This window comes from Corynebacterium sp. HMSC069E04 (assembly GCF_001813175.1).
Lineage (GTDB): Bacteria > Actinomycetota > Actinomycetes > Mycobacteriales > Mycobacteriaceae > Corynebacterium > Corynebacterium aurimucosum.
In genome coordinates this window covers 1-17424 of record NZ_KV811624.1, presented here as the reverse complement: position 1 = coordinate 17424, position 17424 = coordinate 1, and the positions used below count along the sequence as shown (strand labels likewise).

Genomic DNA, 17424 nt, shown 5'->3' with positions numbered 1-17424 from the left:
TTACATCAAGAGATTTAAACGAAGTCCATCGCCGTCAGCTCACTGAGCGCGGCGATGTCTCCGTTTCCGCCCCTATCGAAGTGCAGTGCCTTGAGACCCGCGTCACGGGCGCCTTCGACATCATTGGCCACCGAATCGCCCACCATGAGAGTGGCGCCCGGTTCCACCCTTAAGTGCCGACAAGCTTCGAGGTAGGCCTCTGGGTGCGGCTTCGGGTGGCCCATCTCCACGGTGGGAAAGAGCTCAACGCCTGGCAGGTCGAGCCCGCCCGCCTTGAGCTTGCCCTCCTGCATTTCACGAGCCCCGTTCGTTAAAACGCCCACTTTGAGGCCGCGGGACAGGACGTGCTCGAGGGTAGGGAGGGCGTCATCAAGCGCCTGCCAGTGCTTTTCATACGCGGCCAAATACTTGGCATATTCCGCCAGTGCCTCCTGCTCCGTCATCTCTGGGCGCCCCAGGAACTCGCGGCAGCGCTCCACGCGCTGGCCCTGGTGGGAGACCTCGCCGCGCTCGTAGGCGGCAAACCACTTACGCTCAATCTCGGCGAAGCGCTTGTGGTGCCCGCCCGGCAGCCACTCCTCAACGGCCGCATGCATCGCGGCGGTGTGGTCCATGAGGGTGTCATCGAGATCGAAGAGAATGGCGCGAATCATGCTTGTAACCCTACGCAGATCGCTGACAGCGTCGCGCCGGAACAACGCATTGGTGGAAATTTCCATACAATGGCTGGCATGACTCAGAAGACCGCAACTGCAACGATGCACACCAACTACGGTGACATTGTTATCGACCTGTTCGGTAACCACGCACCGGTAACCGTTGAGAACTTCATCGGCCTGGCTAAGGGCGAGAAGGACTACACCACCCAGAACGCCAAGGGTGAGCAGTCTGGCCCGTTCTACGATGGCGCTATCTTCCACCGCGTCATCGACCAGTTCATGATCCAGGGCGGTGACCCGACTGGCACCGGCCGTGGCGGCCCCGGCTACCAGTTCCAGGATGAGTTCCACCCGGAGCTGCAGTTTGACCGCCCGTTCCTGCTGGCCATGGCGAATGCCGGCCCGGGCACCAACGGCTCCCAGTTCTTCATCACCGTGGCGCCGACCCCGCACCTGAACAACCACCACACCATCTTCGGTGAGGTCACCGATGCGGCTTCCCAGGAAGTCGTGTCCAAGATTGCTAAGGTCTCCACTGACCGCATGGACCGTCCGGCTGAGGACGTTGTCATCGAGTCCATTGAGATCGCCTAAGCGTTCTTAGCTTTTCATCCGAGCCCGCTGCCACGTGAAGTGGTGGCGGGCTCGTTGTTTTAGGAGTCTGCGTGAAAAATTATCTTCGTTCGGCGTCAGTCACCATGGTGTTCATGGTGCTGTGCATTGGGGCATGGTTGGCCACGGCCATCCAGGCCAAGACCCTGGTTACCCCGTATTACGAAAGCTCCTTGGCTCAGGACTGGACGTTGTGGGGGCCGGATGTGGCCGCTCATCCCTCCATGGTGCTCACGGCTGGATTCATGCATCTCGACGCCGGGCACCTCCTCGTCAACATGGTGATGCTGTTTTTTGTGGGCAGGGAAGTAGAGCGCACTCTGGGTAGCGCGCTGTATGCGGCGGCCTATCTCATCTCCATTGTGGGCTCTTCCGTCGCAGTGCTGTGGATGGATTTTGACACGCCTACGGTGGGCGCCTCCGGAGCCCTCTTTGCGCTCATGGGTCTACTCATTGGTGTGTACCGCAGCCGCGGTCTAGACCTGCGCGCGCCCATCGTTCTCGTTGTAGCCAACGTTGTCTACAGCTTCGTGGCGGAGAACGTCTCCGTGTGGGGGCACTTGGGCGGTTTGCTCACAGGACTGCTGTTGGCACCATTCCTCTTTCGCAAACGCACGTGGCTGCGTTGGTTGGGGATTTGGATTATCGGGGTGATAGCTGCTGTTGCAGCAGCGCTGCGAGCTGGGCTTTGGGGATAACTCGGGCGTGTTATCCACCAAAACCTTTGTGCGAAAGAATTCCACATACGTTATCCACATTGTGGATAACTACATTTTTGTAATTTACCGAACGTGTGGGCCAAGATAACCGCAGATCAGCAGCTTAATCGGTTGTGTTCGAAGTTTTTGTGCGGGCTGTGGGAAGCGTGAAAACACTTATCCACAGGGTGTGGAGAAAGGCTGTGGAATTCGTTTTCCACAGAGTTATCCCCACCCTGTGGATAACTTTGTACCCAAGGTGTTAACAGTGCTCCGGTTGCGGGGTGGTGTTGGGAATCGCGCACCCTAGTTAGCTCACCACTCCTGCGCGAAATGCCCAGATCACGAGCTGTACTCGCGAACTAGCTCCCACTTTGGCCATCGCAGATGACAAATGAGTCTTGACCGTAGAAGGCTCCAAATACAGCTCGCGCCCGATTTCGATGTTGGTCAATCCTTTGCCCAGGGCCCTTACGCACTCGAGTTCGCGCGGCGTGAGTAGGGCTGAATCTACCGTGGCCCGCGCTTTCCGCCGACCAAATTCCGCAATCACCCTTTTAGTAACCGCAGCGTCGACCATGCCTTCACCTGAGGCCGCGTGTTTGACGCCTTGAATGAGGTCGGTCATTGGGGAGTCTTTCAGCATGACGCCACAGGCACCGGTTTCGAGGGCGCCAAAGACGTATTCGTCTAGGTCAAAGGTCGTGATCACGATGACTGCTGGGGGATTGTCTTGCTTGTTAATCTCCGTGGTCGCGTAGATACCGTCCCCGTCAGGCATGCGGATGTCGAGGCACACCACGTCAATGTCGCGTGCTTTAGCAGCCGCTATAGCCTCATTTCCAGAAGCTGCCTCAGCCACAACTTGGATCTCTCCGGTGGCCTCGAAGATTGCCTTTAATCCCTGTCTGATCAGAGGTTGGTCATCAACTAACAAGACTCGAATCATGGCTTCCTCCAGGTAATGAGCACCAGCCAACCATCTTCGGTAGGTTCATTGAAAGCGGTTGCACCGACAGCACGGGCGCGCTCTTGGATGCTGATGGTGCCACGGCCCGTGGGGCTATGCGTGAAAGCGCCGCGGGTGATGATCCGCAGTTCATCATCGCTCAGCATGACATCAACAGGCGCGCCTGTTGTATGTTTGCGGGCATTTGTCAGAGCTTCTTGGGTGATTCGATAAGCCGCAATCAACTCGCCCTCCGACAAGTGGGAAGTGTCCGAAAACGTTACTACCTGTCCCAGAGCGCGAACTTCCGAAATTAGCGCAGGTAAATTTGTCGGCTGAGGGATGCGGTGTATTTCGGCATCGGAAACCGAGAGCTTGCCAACGGTCGCGCGGACATCCTGGAGTGCCTTCGTCGTCGACGAGGTCACGTGTTGGAGATGTTCTTTGGCAGCGATGGGGTTGACATCGATGCATGCCTGTGCGGCTTGAGCTTGGATGGCTATGGCTGAGAGGTGATGGGCGGTGGTGTCGTGAAGCTCCCGCGCAATGCGGGCGCGCTCTTCGATAACGGCGTTTTCCTCAGCGAGTTCTGCTTGGCGGGCGAGGGATGCGGTGAGCTCGCGGTTATTGCGGACAGCGAGTCCAATAGCAAAGAGCACAATGAGGGGGAGCATCCAGCCCAGGGCTGTGAGCAGAGTAAAAAGTGGAGGCTCGATTCCTCCCAGCGGTGGCATGGCAATGGCGCGGAGGGTGCCGACAATGAGACCCGAGATAATGAGGGAAATAGAGTCGCGGGTTTTTGACTTCGTGTGCAGCGCTAGCGAAAACGCAGCCACCGAGGCAGCGATACCGTTATAGCCGAGGCTGTGGTCTGCGGTGACGAGACAGTAGAGGGACCACAGGAGCTCAGTAGCAGAAATCCCGAGTAGGACGCTTAAGGGAAATTTACGGCGCCACAGTAGGAGGATGCCTTTGGCAATGATGGCACCAAGAATCAGCCAGAACTGCGCTGGAGACAATGCGGTATTGAAGGGGGTTGGGTCCATCGAGCTAGCCACCAGGAACCCAACGAGGTCAAGGGCTAGAACGATGACAGCGAGAGCGATGTCTCTGGCTGAAAGGCGATCCATGTAGTCCATGTTAAAGATTTGCCCGGTGAAAGCGGGTGAGCCCAAGTCCCATGCTCACAACCGACCAGCCGGCAAGGACAGCTATACCTACCCATGGATTCATAGTCTGCGTTGCCCCCTGTCCACCAGCAATTGACACAGCAGAAGAAGGAAGCCAACTGTAAAAATACGGTTCCCACCCGGCCATGACGCCGATAGTTCCCAAGATCACTCCTGCCATTAACACTGCGACAATAACGCCGATGGCTGGACCGATCCTCCGTATGGCTAAGACGACACCGATGATCGCGAGGGCCAGTAGTAGCACCGCCAAGCTGCCCCGAAGCCACACGACGGCGACGTTAGAAGCAGAAGCAACCAGTGAAACATCATTCATCGGAGCCGCAACCAGTGCGATCAGTGAGTTAAGAACGCAGGCTCCCGCGCACACTAGGAGGACGGTACTAAGTACAACCGTGATCAAAGAACGCACCCATTTCATACGCGAACCAGCGCCAACCACCTTCCACACCACTGCACCGCTGGAAAATGGGTAGCTAGCTGCGGTGATTGTGAGTGCAACAATGGCGATGAGGAAGATTGAAATGCCTGTCGACTGGCCAGAACCTGTGATGTCGAGGGCGGCCAATTGGAAACTGGACGTCGTGGGGTCGGAGCCGTCGATAAGCGCCTGCACCTGTTGGCCCGTAGGACTGTCACCGACTTGTGGCGGGTCAATTTTCAAAAGGAACGGAAGTGCCCACTGCAGGACAGCGCTGATGCCCGCCATCATAACTGCGAGTATGGCGACGATTCGCACGTTCGGGAGGTGACGAAGGGTATAAAACTCGGATTTCACGTCTAGCCTTTCGTAGTGTGGGCGAAGTAGGTGGCTTCAAGGTCGGGGATTTCACTGAGAACGCCTGTGAATGTGGTGTGACCACGAGAAATGATGACTACGTCGTGGGCGACTGCGGCTGCTTCAGCCAGATGATGGGTTGCCATGATAATTGCCTTCCCACGGGAAGCTTCCGCACACAAGACTTCCCCTAACCAACGAATGCCGTCAGGATCAAGACCAGAAGACGGCTCGTCCAAGATGATGATGTCGGGATTTTGTAACAGAGCTCCCGCTAGCGCTATACGACGCTTCATGCCTAACGAGTAGGTTTTGATCTGCCGGTCGCATCGGTGCGACATATCGACCAGCTCTAAAATTTCTTGCACTCGATGCTTATCGACGCCATATAGCCTCGCCATTGCTTGGAGATGCTGACGCCCGGTGAGACTGCTAACGAGGCCGCCATCGTCGAGGAGCAGCCCGATGGTGCCATTGATGTGCTTCGTTCCGGTGGCTTTGACCAACCCGAGGGCAGCCCGGAGCGTGGTGGATTTGCCGGCGCCGTTCGGACCAAGCAAAGCGGTGATCCGTCCGGGCGATGCCGTGAGGTTCGCGCCGTGGACAACCTCATGTCCGGCGAAGGAGACGGTGATGTCTCGAGCAGTGAATGCGGTGTTCATACCTCTGACGATATTGATCAGGGGCATGAGAAACATCGCCTAAGCAGGCAATCTTTTGCCTCCGCCATTTGGGGGAGAAGCCCGTTAATCGAGCAGAGCGCGGTACTGCTTAAGGGTCTCCATTTTCTTTAAATGGCTTTTCTTAATGCTTCACGGATTGCCTGTGACCTAGACCATCCATGGGTTGCGGCATACTTATCCAGGTCCGCAATTTCATTGGGTGAAAGGCGAATCGAGACAATTTTTGCGGCTTTATTGTCGCGGGGCTTCCGCCCCCGAGTGCGAAGAGTCTCCACGTCGTAACCCTTTTCGGCTTCCGCTACCCATTCATCAATTTGCTCTTCGCTGATCGGTTTTCCATTGATAGTTTTCATAACCGTAATCGTATTACGAAAAGGGGTTCTGCCGCTAGAGTGCAGTTCGGACTAGGAACCAGCGCCACCCAGAATCTTCGTCACTAGGTTCAGGCGCGTGCTGGCGCCGAAGATGGTGATGAGGCGTGAGACGTGCTTCTTCACGGCGGACTCGGAATAGTGGGTGGCGGCGGCGATCTCTGAATTGGAGTTGCCGGCGAGGAGGAGTTTGAGGACGGCTATTTCGGCGTCGTGAAGCTCGTGGCTCTCAATGGCGGCGGCCACGGGATCGCGTGGGGTGGCGGGCTCACCGATGTAGTCGACCAAACGGTGCATGGCGGCGGGTGCCACGACGGTGCCACCCTCCACGGCGGCGCGGACCGCCTCAATGATGGAGCGCGGGCGTTGGTTCTTCAAGATATAGCCCGCGCCGCCCGCCCGCAGGATCTTTAGCATCGTGTCATCCGAGTCGAAGGCGGTCACCGCCAAAAACGTCGGGGGATTCGGTCCGGAGTTAAGGTGCTTGAGCAGCGTAATGCCATCCATGTGCGGCATGTGAATATCGGCGAGGACGAGGTCCGGCTTGGCTTCTTCAAGCTGGTCTAAGCAATCGGCGCCGTTGGTTGCCTCACCGACCACCGTGATGTCCTCGGTGGTCTGGAAATAGACGCGGAGCGTTGAGCGAACGAGCTCATCATCATCAACGAGGAAAACCCGAATGCTCATGGCAACAGTTTAGCGGCACCACCAGAGCTGGGGGTTGTTGGAGCAACGGAAGTGGTCGGTGAATTCGCCCGCGAAAGACTTGTAGAAGGTGAATCCGGTGGACTCAGTGTTCTCAGTAGCGGTGTCAACGGTGGTTTCAGCAGGAGCCTCAGCAGCGCTGGCGATTGGCGCGGAAAACAGCGCGAGAGCTGCGGCGGCAACGGCGAGGGAAGTACGCATGTCTACTAACCTTGTGGAATCTAAGAATCGGCGGGTTACCGGGCAAGCTTACTATATTTTTCTTAGGTGGGCAGTGGGAAGAGAAAGGCGTGTGATCCAGTGATCGCCTTCTTTGCCACTGCCGAAGCTGCCGTGCATTCGGCGAACGCGGCGGGCGATTTCCTCCAAACCCAGATTCGTCGTCATGTATTGGCGTGATTGTTGCGCTGCAATCTCGGAAGTGATCACGAGGTCGATGGACTTGGAGCTGCCGGTGGCTTCGATGCTCACATGGGATTCAGGGCGAGCGTACTTGAGGATGTTGATGGCGAGCTCAGAGAACACGAGGGAGAGCTTTTCCGGTAGCGCAAGCTCACCGTTCTTGCCTACATTGATCTGTGCTTCGCAGTGGAAGCCGTGGCTGCTCAGGAAGCTAACCATGGTGTCGAGGTCTTCTTCCAAGGACTTAACTCCCTGAGTCACGCTCTCATTCTTCATCACGCGTAGCAGGTCGCGGACTTCGCCCATGGCTCGGCGGGCGTCGTTAGCAATCGCTTCCGCGGAGTCAGCCGCGGAGGGATCCGTTTGGGTTAACGCCAAGGTTTCGGAGCGCATGACCACGGAGGTCAAGGTCGCAGCCACCGAATCATGAAGGGCGGTCATCAGCGCCTCGCGCTGCTGGGCGGCGCGCTGCTCGGCGGCAAGACGCTGGTCCCGGGTTTTGCGTAGCGCGGCCCCAATGACGATGGACACCGCATACAAGATGAGTGGTGTCGACAGGTTTAACGGGTCGAAATCGGGCAGATAATTAATCGAAGGATCCGTTGTGACGAGGTATGTGTACACCACCGCTGGGGGAAGCGCCCACAGCCAGCGTGTACGAAACGCCACGATGCCCACGATGACGGGGCTCCACGCCAAGAGGAGGAAAGACCGCCAGTCGGGGCACCACATTGCGAGCGCAAAAAGCGCACCGTACCCGCAGGCCGCCGCAAGTGGGCGGCGGATGGCCAGCGGCGTCAGGGAAACGCCGAGGCCGGCAAGTACGAGTGCACCGGGAGTGAGGAAGTTTTTATCCACCGTGACGGTGAGCATCACCAAAATGATGCAGCCAACGCCAGCGATGCTATAGAACCTCGAGGAGCTCATCGGTGGCGATGAAAACTAACGCCAGCCCATCGTCATTAACAGACCGATGATGGCCAGGCCGAAGCCGATGCCGTAATTCCACGGTCCCAGCTCCTGCATGAACGGAATGGACTCACCCGCTAGGTAGTTGACCACCAGCCAGAGCAGGCCGAGGAGCATGAGGCCCAGCATGATGGCGATGTACCACTTCGGGGTTCCCTCAGAGTTGATCTTGACCGGGGTGCGGTTGGTCGCAGAGCTGGAGGACTGCGGGAGTGCGGAGCCCTCCGTCGTGATCTTGGACTTTGGCATTGTTACACCTTCACGAAGAATAGGGGTGGTTAATCTGTGAGATACCTTAGCAGCTGCGGCGTTGAGAGCTACTGCGGCAGCAACGCTGCCGGGTCAAACTCCCAGAAACGGACGTGGATGGTCTCATCCTTGCGGATGACATCGCCGCGGCTTGCCGACGCCCACCCAATCTTGTCACTATCGATCGGGTTCGACGTTGGGATGCGTTCGCCCACGTCGAGGGAACCGGACCAGCCCTTGGCGCGCAGCGCGGATTCAGCTTCCTGCTGCGTGGAATGCGTAATATCTGGTGCCTGGATGAGCATCGCGTTGGAGACCTCGAGGGTGACCTGGCTGCCCTTGGGTAGCTTCTGGCCCTTCTCGACAACCCTGAGCACCTGGTTCTCCGGCAGCTCAGAATCCACCGAATGCACGGTGACGTCAAAGTCCATGGAGGACAGCATGTCCACTGCGCGATCACGATCCATGCCGCTGACGTCTGGGACGCTGACTTCCTTCTGGCCCTTGGACACTGTGACGCGTACCTTCGAACCCTTGGATAGCTGCGCGCCGCCCGCTGGGTTCTGGGAAATGATCTCGCCCGCGGGGGCCTCATCATTCACCTGCTCCACGTCGGTATTCAGCTCTAAGCCGGCTTCCTCCAGCGCAGTGGTAGCTTCATCCAGCTTCATGCCGGTGATATCAGGGACCTCGGTGACCTCTTTGCCAGAGGATACTGTCAGCGTGACCGAAGAATTCTTCTGCAGCTCTGATCCTTCCGCCGGGTTGACGCGGATGACCTTGCCGCGCGGCACATCGGGGCTGGGTTCTTCGTTGACGGTCACCAGCAGACCAAGCTTTTCCAGCTCTTCGACTGCTTCATTGCGCGGGCGGTTGGCCACCTTCGGGACAGTGACCATGTTCGCGCGCTGAGCTGCTTCCTGCTGCTCCTGTTCGCGCTCGCGGGCCTCTTGGCGGGAGCTATCCCAGAAATCCCAGGCAAAGTAGCCAATGATGGCGATGAGGGAAGCGGCGAGCAAGGCCGCCAGCCACTTCAAGCCCGATCCGGATTCCTCGTCCTCCGAAGGGCGGGTGGAGGCCACCGGCGCACGGTGTTGTGCGGCTACGGGTGCCACCATTGTGGTGGGGTGATCCTCATCGTTGACGTGGGAGCGTGCCGCTTCCGGGAGTTGGCCCTGTGCCAAACGGTCAAGGTCATCGCCCATCTCCCAGGCGGATTGGTAGCGATCCGCCGGGTGCTTGGCCATTGCCGTGAGCACGACGGCGTCGACGCCAAGGCGCTCTCTCTCCGTGAGCTCTTCGTCGATGAGCTCCGAGGGGGGCGTTGGATCCTCCTGCACGTGCTGGTAGGCCACAGCGAAGGGCGTTTCACCTTCAAACGGGGTGCGCCCAGTGACCGTTTCATACATGACGCAGCCGAGAGCGTAGACGTCGGAGCGGGCGTCGGCAGGCTTGCCACGGGCCTGTTCCGGGGAAAGATACTGCGCGGTACCGATGACAGCAGAGGTTTGCGTCATCGCCGACGTGGAATCATCCAGCGCGCGGGCGATGCCGAAGTCCATGACCTTCACTTGGCCTGTGTTGGTCAGCATGATGTTGGCCGGCTTGATATCGCGGTGGATGATGCCGGCCTCGTGGGAGGACTGGAGGGCCTCCGCCACCGGCTTGAGCACGCGCGCGGCCTCCGCCACCGACATGGGGCCGTCTTCGCGGACGATGTCGCGCAAGGTGCGGCCCTGCACGTATTCCATGACGATATACGGCACCATCAGGCCGTCGACGTCCTTTTCGCCGGTATCGAAGACGGCGACGATGTTCGGGTGGTTGAGCTTGCCGGAGTTTTGGGCCTCGCGGCGGAAACGCTCACGGAAGTTAACGTCGCGCGCCATGTCAGGGCGCAGCATCTTGATGGCAACAGTGCGCCCCAAGACGGAGTCTTCGGCCTCGTAGACCTCGGACATGCCGCCGGAGCCGATGGACTGGCGGAGGTGGTACCGATCACTGACCATGGCGGGTTACTGGCCTCCCTGTAGTGCGGATTCTTCGGTGGGGTTGTTCTGTGAGTCTAGTTCGGGTTCGGGCAGTGGGCTGTCATCGACCTGCGGTTGCGTCTCCTCGGTAGGGAGCGCGGGTGGCTCCTGTTGCGTTGTGCGATGCGCAGTTGTGGGTGGGGAGGGGATAACCGAGTGCGTCGTGGTGACGGTGACTTGAGTAGGTTCCTCCTCCACGGTGGTGATCTCAACGGTCTCAGGGGCTTCCGTTTCCTCTTCTTCCGTTGTTTCCGGCTCCACCGTTTCGGTCACAATGACCTCCGTTGGTGTGGGCTGTGGGGTCGGTGTCGTGTTCCCCCACAGCCTATAAGCCATGAACCCGATCGCCACGAGGGCCGCGATGGCCACCGCGATGAGCAAACCTGTGCCGAAACCTCCCTGCTTGGCGGGGCGCTCCTCCGTCTGGGGTGCAGAAACGGCCGGACGCACCGTGGTGGGGTGAGCCATGTTGGCCAGCATTTCCGTGGACGCGGAGGGCGAAGGCTCGGCAGCGACGGGCGCGAGCGCCGCGGATTTCGGCTGCGGTGGACGCTGGCCTTGGCGCACGGCGGAGATCGCGTTGGTGAATTCGTTGCCATCGACGAAGCGGGTGTTCGGGTCCTTGCGCAGGGCCATGCCGATCAGTTCACGGGTGGGCGCGCTAATCGACGTCGACAAGGGCTCCGGCGCCTGGCTAATGTGCGCCAGCGCCACCGAGACTGAGGAATCGCCGCTAAAGGGGCGTTTTCCGGCTAGCATTTCATAGCCCACGACACCGAGCGAATAGACGTCGGACGACGGGCCAACCTCATAGCCTTGGGCCTGCTCGGGGGAGACGTATTGGGCGGTGCCGACGACCATGCCGGTGCGGGTGAGAGGCACAGCGGCGGCGGCTTTGGCGATGCCGAAGTCGGTGATCTTGACCTGCCCATTCTGGGTGATCATGAGGTTGCCGGGCTTAATATCGCGGTGCACTAGGCCCATGTGGTGGATCACGGACAGGCCGTGGGAGGCCTGCTCCATGACATCGAGCGCTAGTGTCTCCGGGAGTGCTCCCTCGCGCGCCAGCAAGTCCGCCAGGGATTCGCCGCGAATGTACTCCAGGGCCATGTAGCAGAAGGTGCGGCCGTTGTCTTCGAGCTCGCGGTAGTCGTAGGTGGCCACGACGTTCTCGGAATCGATGGACTCTGCTGCCTTGGCTTCGTTGCGGAAGCGTGAGAGGAACTCATTGTTATCGGAAAACTCTGGGCGCAGGACTTTGAGGGCGACCTCGCGGTCGTTGCGCACGTCATCCGCCAGCCACACCGTGGACATGCCGCCGTGGCCGACGATCCACTGCAGCTGGTAGTCCTCGCCGATCAGCGCTTGGAGGTGCTCCTTGTTGTCAGCACTATTCACTACTGCTCACCTCCGTATGCGCGCAAGATGGCGCGACCAATCGGTGCGGAAACCTGGCCGCCGGTTGCGCCTTCACCAAGGTGTCCGCCATCTTTGACCACGACGCCGACCGCGATGTCCTTGTCTGGGTCGAAAGCCACGTACCATGCGTGCGGGGCAAGGCCCTCACCGTGCTCCGCGGTACCGGTCTTGGAGGCGAAACCGTTGCCGTCGAAGCCGAAGGTGTTGCGCTCGGAGGCAAACATGAGGTCCTTGATGGTATTGGCCGTTTCTTCATCCACGGCTTCAGCGGCCTGGCGCGGTGTGGTCGCGCGTAGTTCCTTCATCTGGGCATCAGTGATGCGATTGACCAAGTAGGGCTCCATACGCTTGCCCTTGTTGGCGACGGTGCCGGCCATGATCGCTGCCTGGAGCGCTGACATCGTCACGTCGCGTTGACCGATGGCGGATTGGGCGACTTGGGCGCCGTCGCTCAGCTCGCCGAGTGCGCCGGCGGACGTGCCTACACCCAATGAGTATTTCTCACCCACGCCGAAGCCTTCGGCGTACTTGCGCAGTTCATCAGCGCCGATGTTTTCCGACATCTGCACGAAGGCCGTGTTACAGGACAGTGCAAAGGCGGTCTGCAGGGTAACGCTTTCCGCGCCGCCACAAGATTGGTTGCCGTAGTTGGTTAGCTCCGTGACGGTATCGGGCAGCGTGATGGACGCCGCGCCGGTCAGCGTAGAGTTCGGCTCGAAACCGTTGTTGAGGCCAGCGGCGGTGGTGATGATCTTAAAAATTGAGCCCGGGGGCAGGGTGTCCTGCGCGGCGTGGTTAACCAGCGGCGTGCCCTCCTGGTTCTGTAGCTGTTCCCACCTCTCGTTGGCGTTATCGCCGAGGAGGTCGGACACGTTAAAGCTCGGGGTGGAGGCCATGGCCAGAATCTTGCCCGTCGAGGGCTGGATAGCCACGGCTGCGCCGTTATAGCCTGGTCCAGCGAGCTGATCGTAGGCGGCCTGTTGCAGGGCGGGGTCGATGGTGACCTCGACGTTCGCGCCCATCTGGGGCTTGCCGGAGAGCACATCGAGCCAGTTGCGCGCCAGCAGCGAATCATCCTTGCCATTGAGGATGTCATTCTGGGAGGCCTCCAGCTGCGAGGCTCCGAAGCGTTCCGAGAGGTAGCCGGTGATGTTGGCAAACGCCGGGGAGTCAGCAGGGTAGGAGCGGGAGTAGTTGCCCTCGGCGTCGGCCGTGGACTGCGCCAGGACCGTGTTGCCGGCGAAGATCTGGCCGCGCGGAGTCGTGCGCATCTCCAAAAAACCGCGGACATTCTTGGGGTTATGGGCGTATTTATCGGTGGAAAACGCCTGCACTACCGTGAGGTTCACGAGGAGTATGGCGGTAAGAATCAGAGAAAAGAGTGCCACGAGGCGGATCGATCGGTTCATCGGCTTGCCTCCTGGACGGCAGGAAACATGGACGTGTCAGTGGGTGCGTTTGAGCTCAGCTCACGCGCCGGGCGGCGGGCTGCGTTCGAGATACGCAGCAGAATAGCCAGCAGCATGTAGTTAGCCATGAGAGAGGAACCACCCGCAGACATGAACGGCGTGGTCAAGCCCGTCATGGGCAGCAGCGCGGAGATACCGCCGGTGACGACGAAAACCTGCACAGCCAAGGTGAGCGAGAGGCCTGAGGAAACCAGCTTGCCATAGGTATCACGGCAGGTCAGCGCGGTGCGGAAGCCGCGGGAGACGAGCATGGCAAACAGGACAAGTACCGCAGTAAGGCCAATGAGACCGAACTCTTCACCGATGCTAGCCAGGATGAAGTCCGAGTGCGCCACCGGAACCATGTCCGGATGCCCCTGGCCTAAGCCAGTGCCGGTGATGCCGCCGGAGGACATGCCGAAGAGCGCCTGGGAGAGCTGGTAGCCGGTGGAATCATAATTAGCCAGCGGATCCAGGAAGTTGGAGAAGCGCTGTTGGATCTTCTCCGATACCTGGTAGATGCCGAAGCCACCGACGCCCACGAGGATGACGCCAATGAGCAGCCAGCTCACGCGGTTGGTAGCCATGAAGAGCATGCCGAGCACGGTGCTAAACAGCAGCAGGGCCGGGCCGAAGTCATTGGAAATGCCCATGATGACAATGGCAATACCCCAGATCACCAGGATGGGAGCGAGATCTCGCAGGCGCGGCAACGAAATGCCAAGGAACTTGTAGCCAGCCACCGTAAACAGCGAACGCTTCTGGGTCAGCAGCATGGCGAAGAACAGGATCAACAGGATCTTGGAAAACTCACCCGGCTGGATGGAAAAGGGCCCGAGCCATAGCCAAATGCGGGCGTCCACGCCTGGCGGTTGCGGCCACACGAGGGGTAACGCGAGGAGGATGAGGCCGAGCGCGCCCAAGATATAGGAGTATCGGGTGAGCGAGCGGTGATCACGCAGGAGGACCAGCACCAGCGCGAAGAGGATGAGGCCCACGATGGTCCACATCACCTGCCGCACTGCCAGCCCGCCGCCATTCGCCAGGTCGAGGCGCTGCAATAAGATGAGCCCGGTGCCGTTGAGCACCGCGACGATGGGCAGCATGAGCTGATCCGCATAGGGTGCCAGGAAACAGAGCACCAAGTGAGCGACGGCAAAGACGCCGATGAAGCCACCGATCAGGTAGAGCACATCGAGGGTCAGCACGTTGCCCTGGGAGAGCTCAAGGCTGACCAAGGTGATGGCGAAGACCACGGTAGCCAGCACGAGCAGGCCGAATTCGGTGCCACGGGAGAAGAATTTACTCATCTACTTCACCTCCCGGCAGTTTCCTTTAGACGCGTCTTTATCTTTTCCGTCCTTCGGCGAGGTGGGACAGGGCTTGAGCGCCTTGTCCGAGAGCTGCGAAAGCTGCGTCTGTACCTCGTCATAAGAACCGGAGGGCAGGTTGCCCACGGCGGCACGTTCGGATTCGGGCAAATCCTTCAGCGTGAAGGGCGCGAAATCGCCGTCGCAGGCGCCGTGCCCCAGCTTGAGCGCGTTCTCCTTGCTCAAGCAGGCATTTTGATACGTGTGGTGCAGCGGGCGGCCAAACACTTCATAGTCCGCGCCTTCGTGGATGGTGAGGATACCGTCCTCGTTCGCGGTGACGTAGTAGTTATTGCTCAGGTAATTCTTCATCCAGAGCCCGCCGCTGATGACCAGCACGATGATGATGGCCAGGCCTGCAATGACCTTCCACCCAATCCGGCTTCGCTGTGGCCGCCGCTGTGGTTCCTCCTGGGGTTTCTCCTCAGCGGCTTGCGCTTTTGGGGGTGAGATCAACTTGGCAGCGCGGCTGGCGGAGGAATCCGGGTGCGTGGGCTCCGGGACGACGCCCTGGATCGCGCCCACGGTCATGGGGGCGTTCTCATCACCCTCTCCCTCCAAGACCTCCGCCACCACGATGGTGACGTTGTCCGGGCCGCCGGAGCGCAACGCCAGATCCCGCAAGGTGGTAGCGGCTTCTTCGACCGTGCCCTGCTTCAGCGCTTGCTCGATGGTAGAGGCCGTCACCGGATCCGAGAGGCCATCCGAGCACAACAGGAGGCGATCGCCCGGTTTAGCATCGAGCATGAAGAGCGTCGGCTCCACCGGGCGGCCCGTGTAGGCCTTGAGGATCAACGACTTCTGCGGGTGGGAGGACACATCCTCCGGATCGAGCTTTCCCTCATCCACCAGGGACTGCACATAGGTGTCATCCTTGGTGATCTGAGTCAGCTTGCCCTCACGCAGCCGGTAGCCGCGGGAATCCCCCACGTGGCACACGCCGAACTCGGAGCCGTTAAAGAGCAGGGCGGTCAACGTGGTGCCCATGCCCTCGGTCTCCGGGTGCTCGTCCACGTGCTTGCGGATCGCCGCATTAGCGTCTTCCGCCGCCGCGCCGAGCAGCGCCAGCATGTCATTATCGCCCGGATCCCGCTCGAGGGAGGCCATGTGCTCCACCATGGTGGTGGAGGCGACCTCGCCGGCGGCGTGGCCACCCATGCCGTCGGCAAGCACCAGCAGGTGCGGGCCCGCGTGGGCGGAATCCTCGTTGTTTTCGCGGACCAATCCGCGGTCCGTCACTGCAGTAAAAGTCAGGCTTAAAGTCATGCCATCAACCTCACGGTCGTTCGGCCAAGTTTGATATCGGAGCCGACTCCGACTCGTTCTGGCTGGTCAATGCGAACGCCACCAACAAAGGTGCCGTTGCGGGATTCGAGGTCCTCCACGAACCACTCGCTGCCCCTGCGGAACAGGCGAGCGTGGTGGCCGGAGGAGAAATCATCACCGGTGACAAAGTCACAGTCCTGCGCGCGGCCCATCGTACAGTCCTCGAGCGTGCCCAGTTCCATGTGGGAACCACGCAGCGGCCCGTCCACGATGGTGATCTCACGCGGCGCTTCGCGACGCCTCTGGGATCCCTTCACCGGGGACGATGCCTGGTAGACGCCGGCGGCCTTATTGGCGTCGCGGCGCATGGCGTTGAGTGCGACCAAGATGAACAGCCACAATAACACCAGCAGGCCGATGCGCAGCGAGAGCAGCACGATCGAATCCATGGAAAATCCTTACGCTAAAAATCTGTGAACGTTGCCGGGGGTGGCTTAATAGCCTTGGCTCTCGAGGCCGGTGATGCGCACCTCGATGTGGGAGTGGCCGAGGGTGATCACGTCGCCGTCGGCAAGCAGCCAGTTCTCAATCGGGGTGTCGTTCACGGTGGTGCCATTCGTGGATTGCAGGTCCACCAGCACGGCGTCTTGGCCGTTCCAGGTGATTTCTGCGTGCTGGCGGGAGACACCGGTATCGGGCAGGCGCAGGTCCGCGTCGTTGCTGCGGCCCAGGATGTTGGAGCCTTCCTGCACGTGGTAGACGCGGGAGGAGCCGTCCTGCAGCATGAGCGTCACCGCAGGGCCCTGCGGTGCGGGCTGGTTCGGGGTGGGCGCCATAAAGGCGGTGGTTGCGGCCTCGTCGGCGTTGTGCGGCTGGGTCATAGAGTCCTCCTGACCATGGTCGTGGTGGAAAATCGCATCGAATCCGGTTTCTTCGGTGGGCTCGTGATCCAAAAAAGAGGACACGCGCAACTGCCCAGTCCGCAGCCCCGATTCCTCCGCGATGCGGACGATGACCGGCCCGGCGAGGGACCAGCCACTGTTACGGATGAAGCGGGTGAGCTGATCAGCTAGATCCTTGGGAACACCCCGGTCCTGGGAGAGGTTCTCGATGTCCTTGGAGGATACGCCGACGGTCATGACGTTGGGGCTATACAGCTTGCCGTCGTCACCGCGGGACAAATTGTCCTGCGCCTCCTGCTTGAGAAGCTCCTCAATTTCAGCGGGGACGACTTTTCCGCCGAAGACAAAGGCCATGCCGTTGTCCAGTCCGCGTTGCAGGGAAGAATCCAGCTTGGCGAGCTTATCGAGCAATGCCATAGGAAGAGCCGTCCTCCTTTCGGGATGTTTTCAGGGAGAGATATAGCAGCGATCAGTATAGGGTGCTTTCCTTGACTTAACGTAGACGCGCGCGGCAAAGTTCCCTGGAAAGTTCGGGTTTGCCAGCGGATTTGTAGAATCTGCTGGACTGCGTGCTAAGGTTAGCTAGTCGCCAAGACATCAATACCCTGCCCGGGTGGCGGAATTGGCAGACGCGCTGGCTTCAGGTGCCAGTGTCCTTATAGGACGTGCGGGTTCAAGTCCCGCCCCGGGCACGCTGTGAAGTCTCGAGACATCGTTCCGGTCG

General features: G+C 59.9%; 19 protein-coding genes and 1 tRNA gene. 3 read left to right on the top strand and 17 right to left on the bottom strand.

The features are described from left to right. Positions 1-14: 14 nt before the first annotated feature. Positions 15-653: an HAD family hydrolase gene (locus tag HMPREF2896_RS00095; RefSeq protein WP_070444480.1), complete on the bottom strand. Its 639-nt coding sequence runs from the start codon at positions 651-653 to the stop codon at positions 15-17. 69 nt (positions 654-722) lie between these two features. Here HMPREF2896_RS00095 and HMPREF2896_RS00090 point away from each other — a divergent pair, with 69 nt between their 5' ends. Next, on the top strand, positions 723-1253 hold the full coding sequence (locus HMPREF2896_RS00090; RefSeq protein ID WP_039672975.1) for a peptidylprolyl isomerase: 531 nt from the start codon (positions 723-725) through the stop codon (positions 1251-1253). Positions 1254-1324: 71 nt separating this feature from the next. Then, positions 1325-1969 carry a rhomboid family intramembrane serine protease gene (locus tag HMPREF2896_RS00085; protein WP_070716737.1) on the top strand — a complete coding sequence of 215 codons (645 nt, stop codon included), beginning with the start codon at positions 1325-1327 and terminating at the stop codon, positions 1967-1969. A gap of 310 nt (positions 1970-2279) precedes the next feature. On the opposite strand, the gene HMPREF2896_RS00080 is transcribed toward HMPREF2896_RS00085, so the two are convergent. The 16 genes from HMPREF2896_RS00080 to HMPREF2896_RS00010 all read right to left on the bottom strand — a co-directional run bounded on the left by HMPREF2896_RS00080 (position 2280) and on the right by HMPREF2896_RS00010 (position 17117). Continuing rightward, positions 2280-2918 (bottom strand): response regulator transcription factor, encoded by a 639-nt coding sequence (locus HMPREF2896_RS00080; protein WP_070716734.1) that lies wholly within the window; start codon positions 2916-2918, stop codon positions 2280-2282. After that, a complete protein-coding gene (locus HMPREF2896_RS00075) occupies positions 2915-4048 on the bottom strand; it encodes a histidine kinase (RefSeq protein WP_070716730.1) in 1134 nt (377 codons plus the stop codon). Before HMPREF2896_RS00075 ends, HMPREF2896_RS00080 begins: the two co-directional genes overlap by 4 nt. Before the next feature lie 10 nt (positions 4049-4058). Then, a complete protein-coding gene (locus HMPREF2896_RS00070) occupies positions 4059-4886 on the bottom strand; it encodes a hypothetical protein (RefSeq protein WP_070716728.1) in 828 nt (275 codons plus the stop codon). A 2-nt stretch (positions 4887-4888) separates the two neighbouring features. Then, entirely contained in the window at positions 4889-5548 is a 660-nt protein-coding gene (locus HMPREF2896_RS00065) for an ABC transporter ATP-binding protein (protein ID WP_070710525.1), read from the bottom strand. A gap of 128 nt (positions 5549-5676) precedes the next feature. Continuing rightward, a complete protein-coding gene (locus tag HMPREF2896_RS12235) occupies positions 5677-5922 on the bottom strand; it encodes a ribbon-helix-helix domain-containing protein (RefSeq protein WP_083311423.1) in 246 nt (81 codons plus the stop codon). 51 nt (positions 5923-5973) lie between these two features. After that, a complete protein-coding gene (locus HMPREF2896_RS00060; protein ID WP_070716726.1) occupies positions 5974-6627 on the bottom strand; it encodes a response regulator transcription factor in 654 nt (217 codons plus the stop codon). Between the two features lie 9 nt (positions 6628-6636). After that, positions 6637-6846 carry a hypothetical protein gene (locus HMPREF2896_RS00055; RefSeq protein ID WP_070710508.1) on the bottom strand — a complete coding sequence of 70 codons (210 nt, stop codon included), beginning with the start codon at positions 6844-6846 and terminating at the stop codon, positions 6637-6639. A gap of 51 nt (positions 6847-6897) precedes the next feature. Further along, positions 6898-7974 carry a sensor histidine kinase gene (locus tag HMPREF2896_RS00050; RefSeq protein WP_070716724.1) on the bottom strand — a complete coding sequence of 359 codons (1077 nt, stop codon included), beginning with the start codon at positions 7972-7974 and terminating at the stop codon, positions 6898-6900. Positions 7975-7989: 15 nt separating this feature from the next. After that, positions 7990-8265, bottom strand: coding sequence for a cell division protein CrgA (gene crgA, locus HMPREF2896_RS00045; RefSeq protein WP_010188168.1), 276 nt, complete (start codon positions 8263-8265; stop codon positions 7990-7992). Between the two features lie 68 nt (positions 8266-8333). Continuing rightward, the gene (gene pknB, locus HMPREF2896_RS00040) at positions 8334-10274 is read right to left on the bottom strand and encodes a Stk1 family PASTA domain-containing Ser/Thr kinase (RefSeq protein WP_070716721.1); all 1941 of its coding nucleotides are present in this window, start codon (positions 10272-10274) and stop codon (positions 8334-8336) included. Positions 10275-10280: 6 nt separating this feature from the next. After that, positions 10281-11693 (bottom strand): serine/threonine-protein kinase, encoded by a 1413-nt coding sequence (locus HMPREF2896_RS00035; RefSeq protein ID WP_070645088.1) that lies wholly within the window; start codon positions 11691-11693, stop codon positions 10281-10283. Beyond that, positions 11693-13123: a penicillin-binding transpeptidase domain-containing protein gene (locus HMPREF2896_RS00030; RefSeq protein ID WP_070645085.1), complete on the bottom strand. Its 1431-nt coding sequence runs from the start codon at positions 13121-13123 to the stop codon at positions 11693-11695. Before HMPREF2896_RS00030 ends, HMPREF2896_RS00035 begins: the two co-directional genes overlap by 1 nt. Further along, positions 13120-14472 carry an FtsW/RodA/SpoVE family cell cycle protein gene (locus HMPREF2896_RS00025; RefSeq protein WP_070645082.1) on the bottom strand — a complete coding sequence of 451 codons (1353 nt, stop codon included), beginning with the start codon at positions 14470-14472 and terminating at the stop codon, positions 13120-13122. Before HMPREF2896_RS00025 ends, HMPREF2896_RS00030 begins: the two co-directional genes overlap by 4 nt. Continuing rightward, the gene (locus HMPREF2896_RS00020) at positions 14473-15798 is read right to left on the bottom strand and encodes a PP2C family protein-serine/threonine phosphatase (protein WP_070716718.1); all 1326 of its coding nucleotides are present in this window, start codon (positions 15796-15798) and stop codon (positions 14473-14475) included. Next, complete coding sequence (locus HMPREF2896_RS00015; protein ID WP_070645077.1) at positions 15795-16247, bottom strand: FHA domain-containing protein FhaB/FipA; 453 nt, start codon at positions 16245-16247, stop codon at positions 15795-15797. Before HMPREF2896_RS00015 ends, HMPREF2896_RS00020 begins: the two co-directional genes overlap by 4 nt. 45 nt (positions 16248-16292) lie before the next feature. Then, a complete protein-coding gene (locus HMPREF2896_RS00010) occupies positions 16293-17117 on the bottom strand; it encodes a DUF3662 and FHA domain-containing protein (protein ID WP_070645074.1) in 825 nt (274 codons plus the stop codon). 190 nt (positions 17118-17307) lie between these two features. Here HMPREF2896_RS00010 and HMPREF2896_RS00005 point away from each other — a divergent pair. Further along, a tRNA-Leu gene (locus HMPREF2896_RS00005) sits at positions 17308-17392 on the top strand. Positions 17393-17424 lie beyond the last annotated feature (32 nt).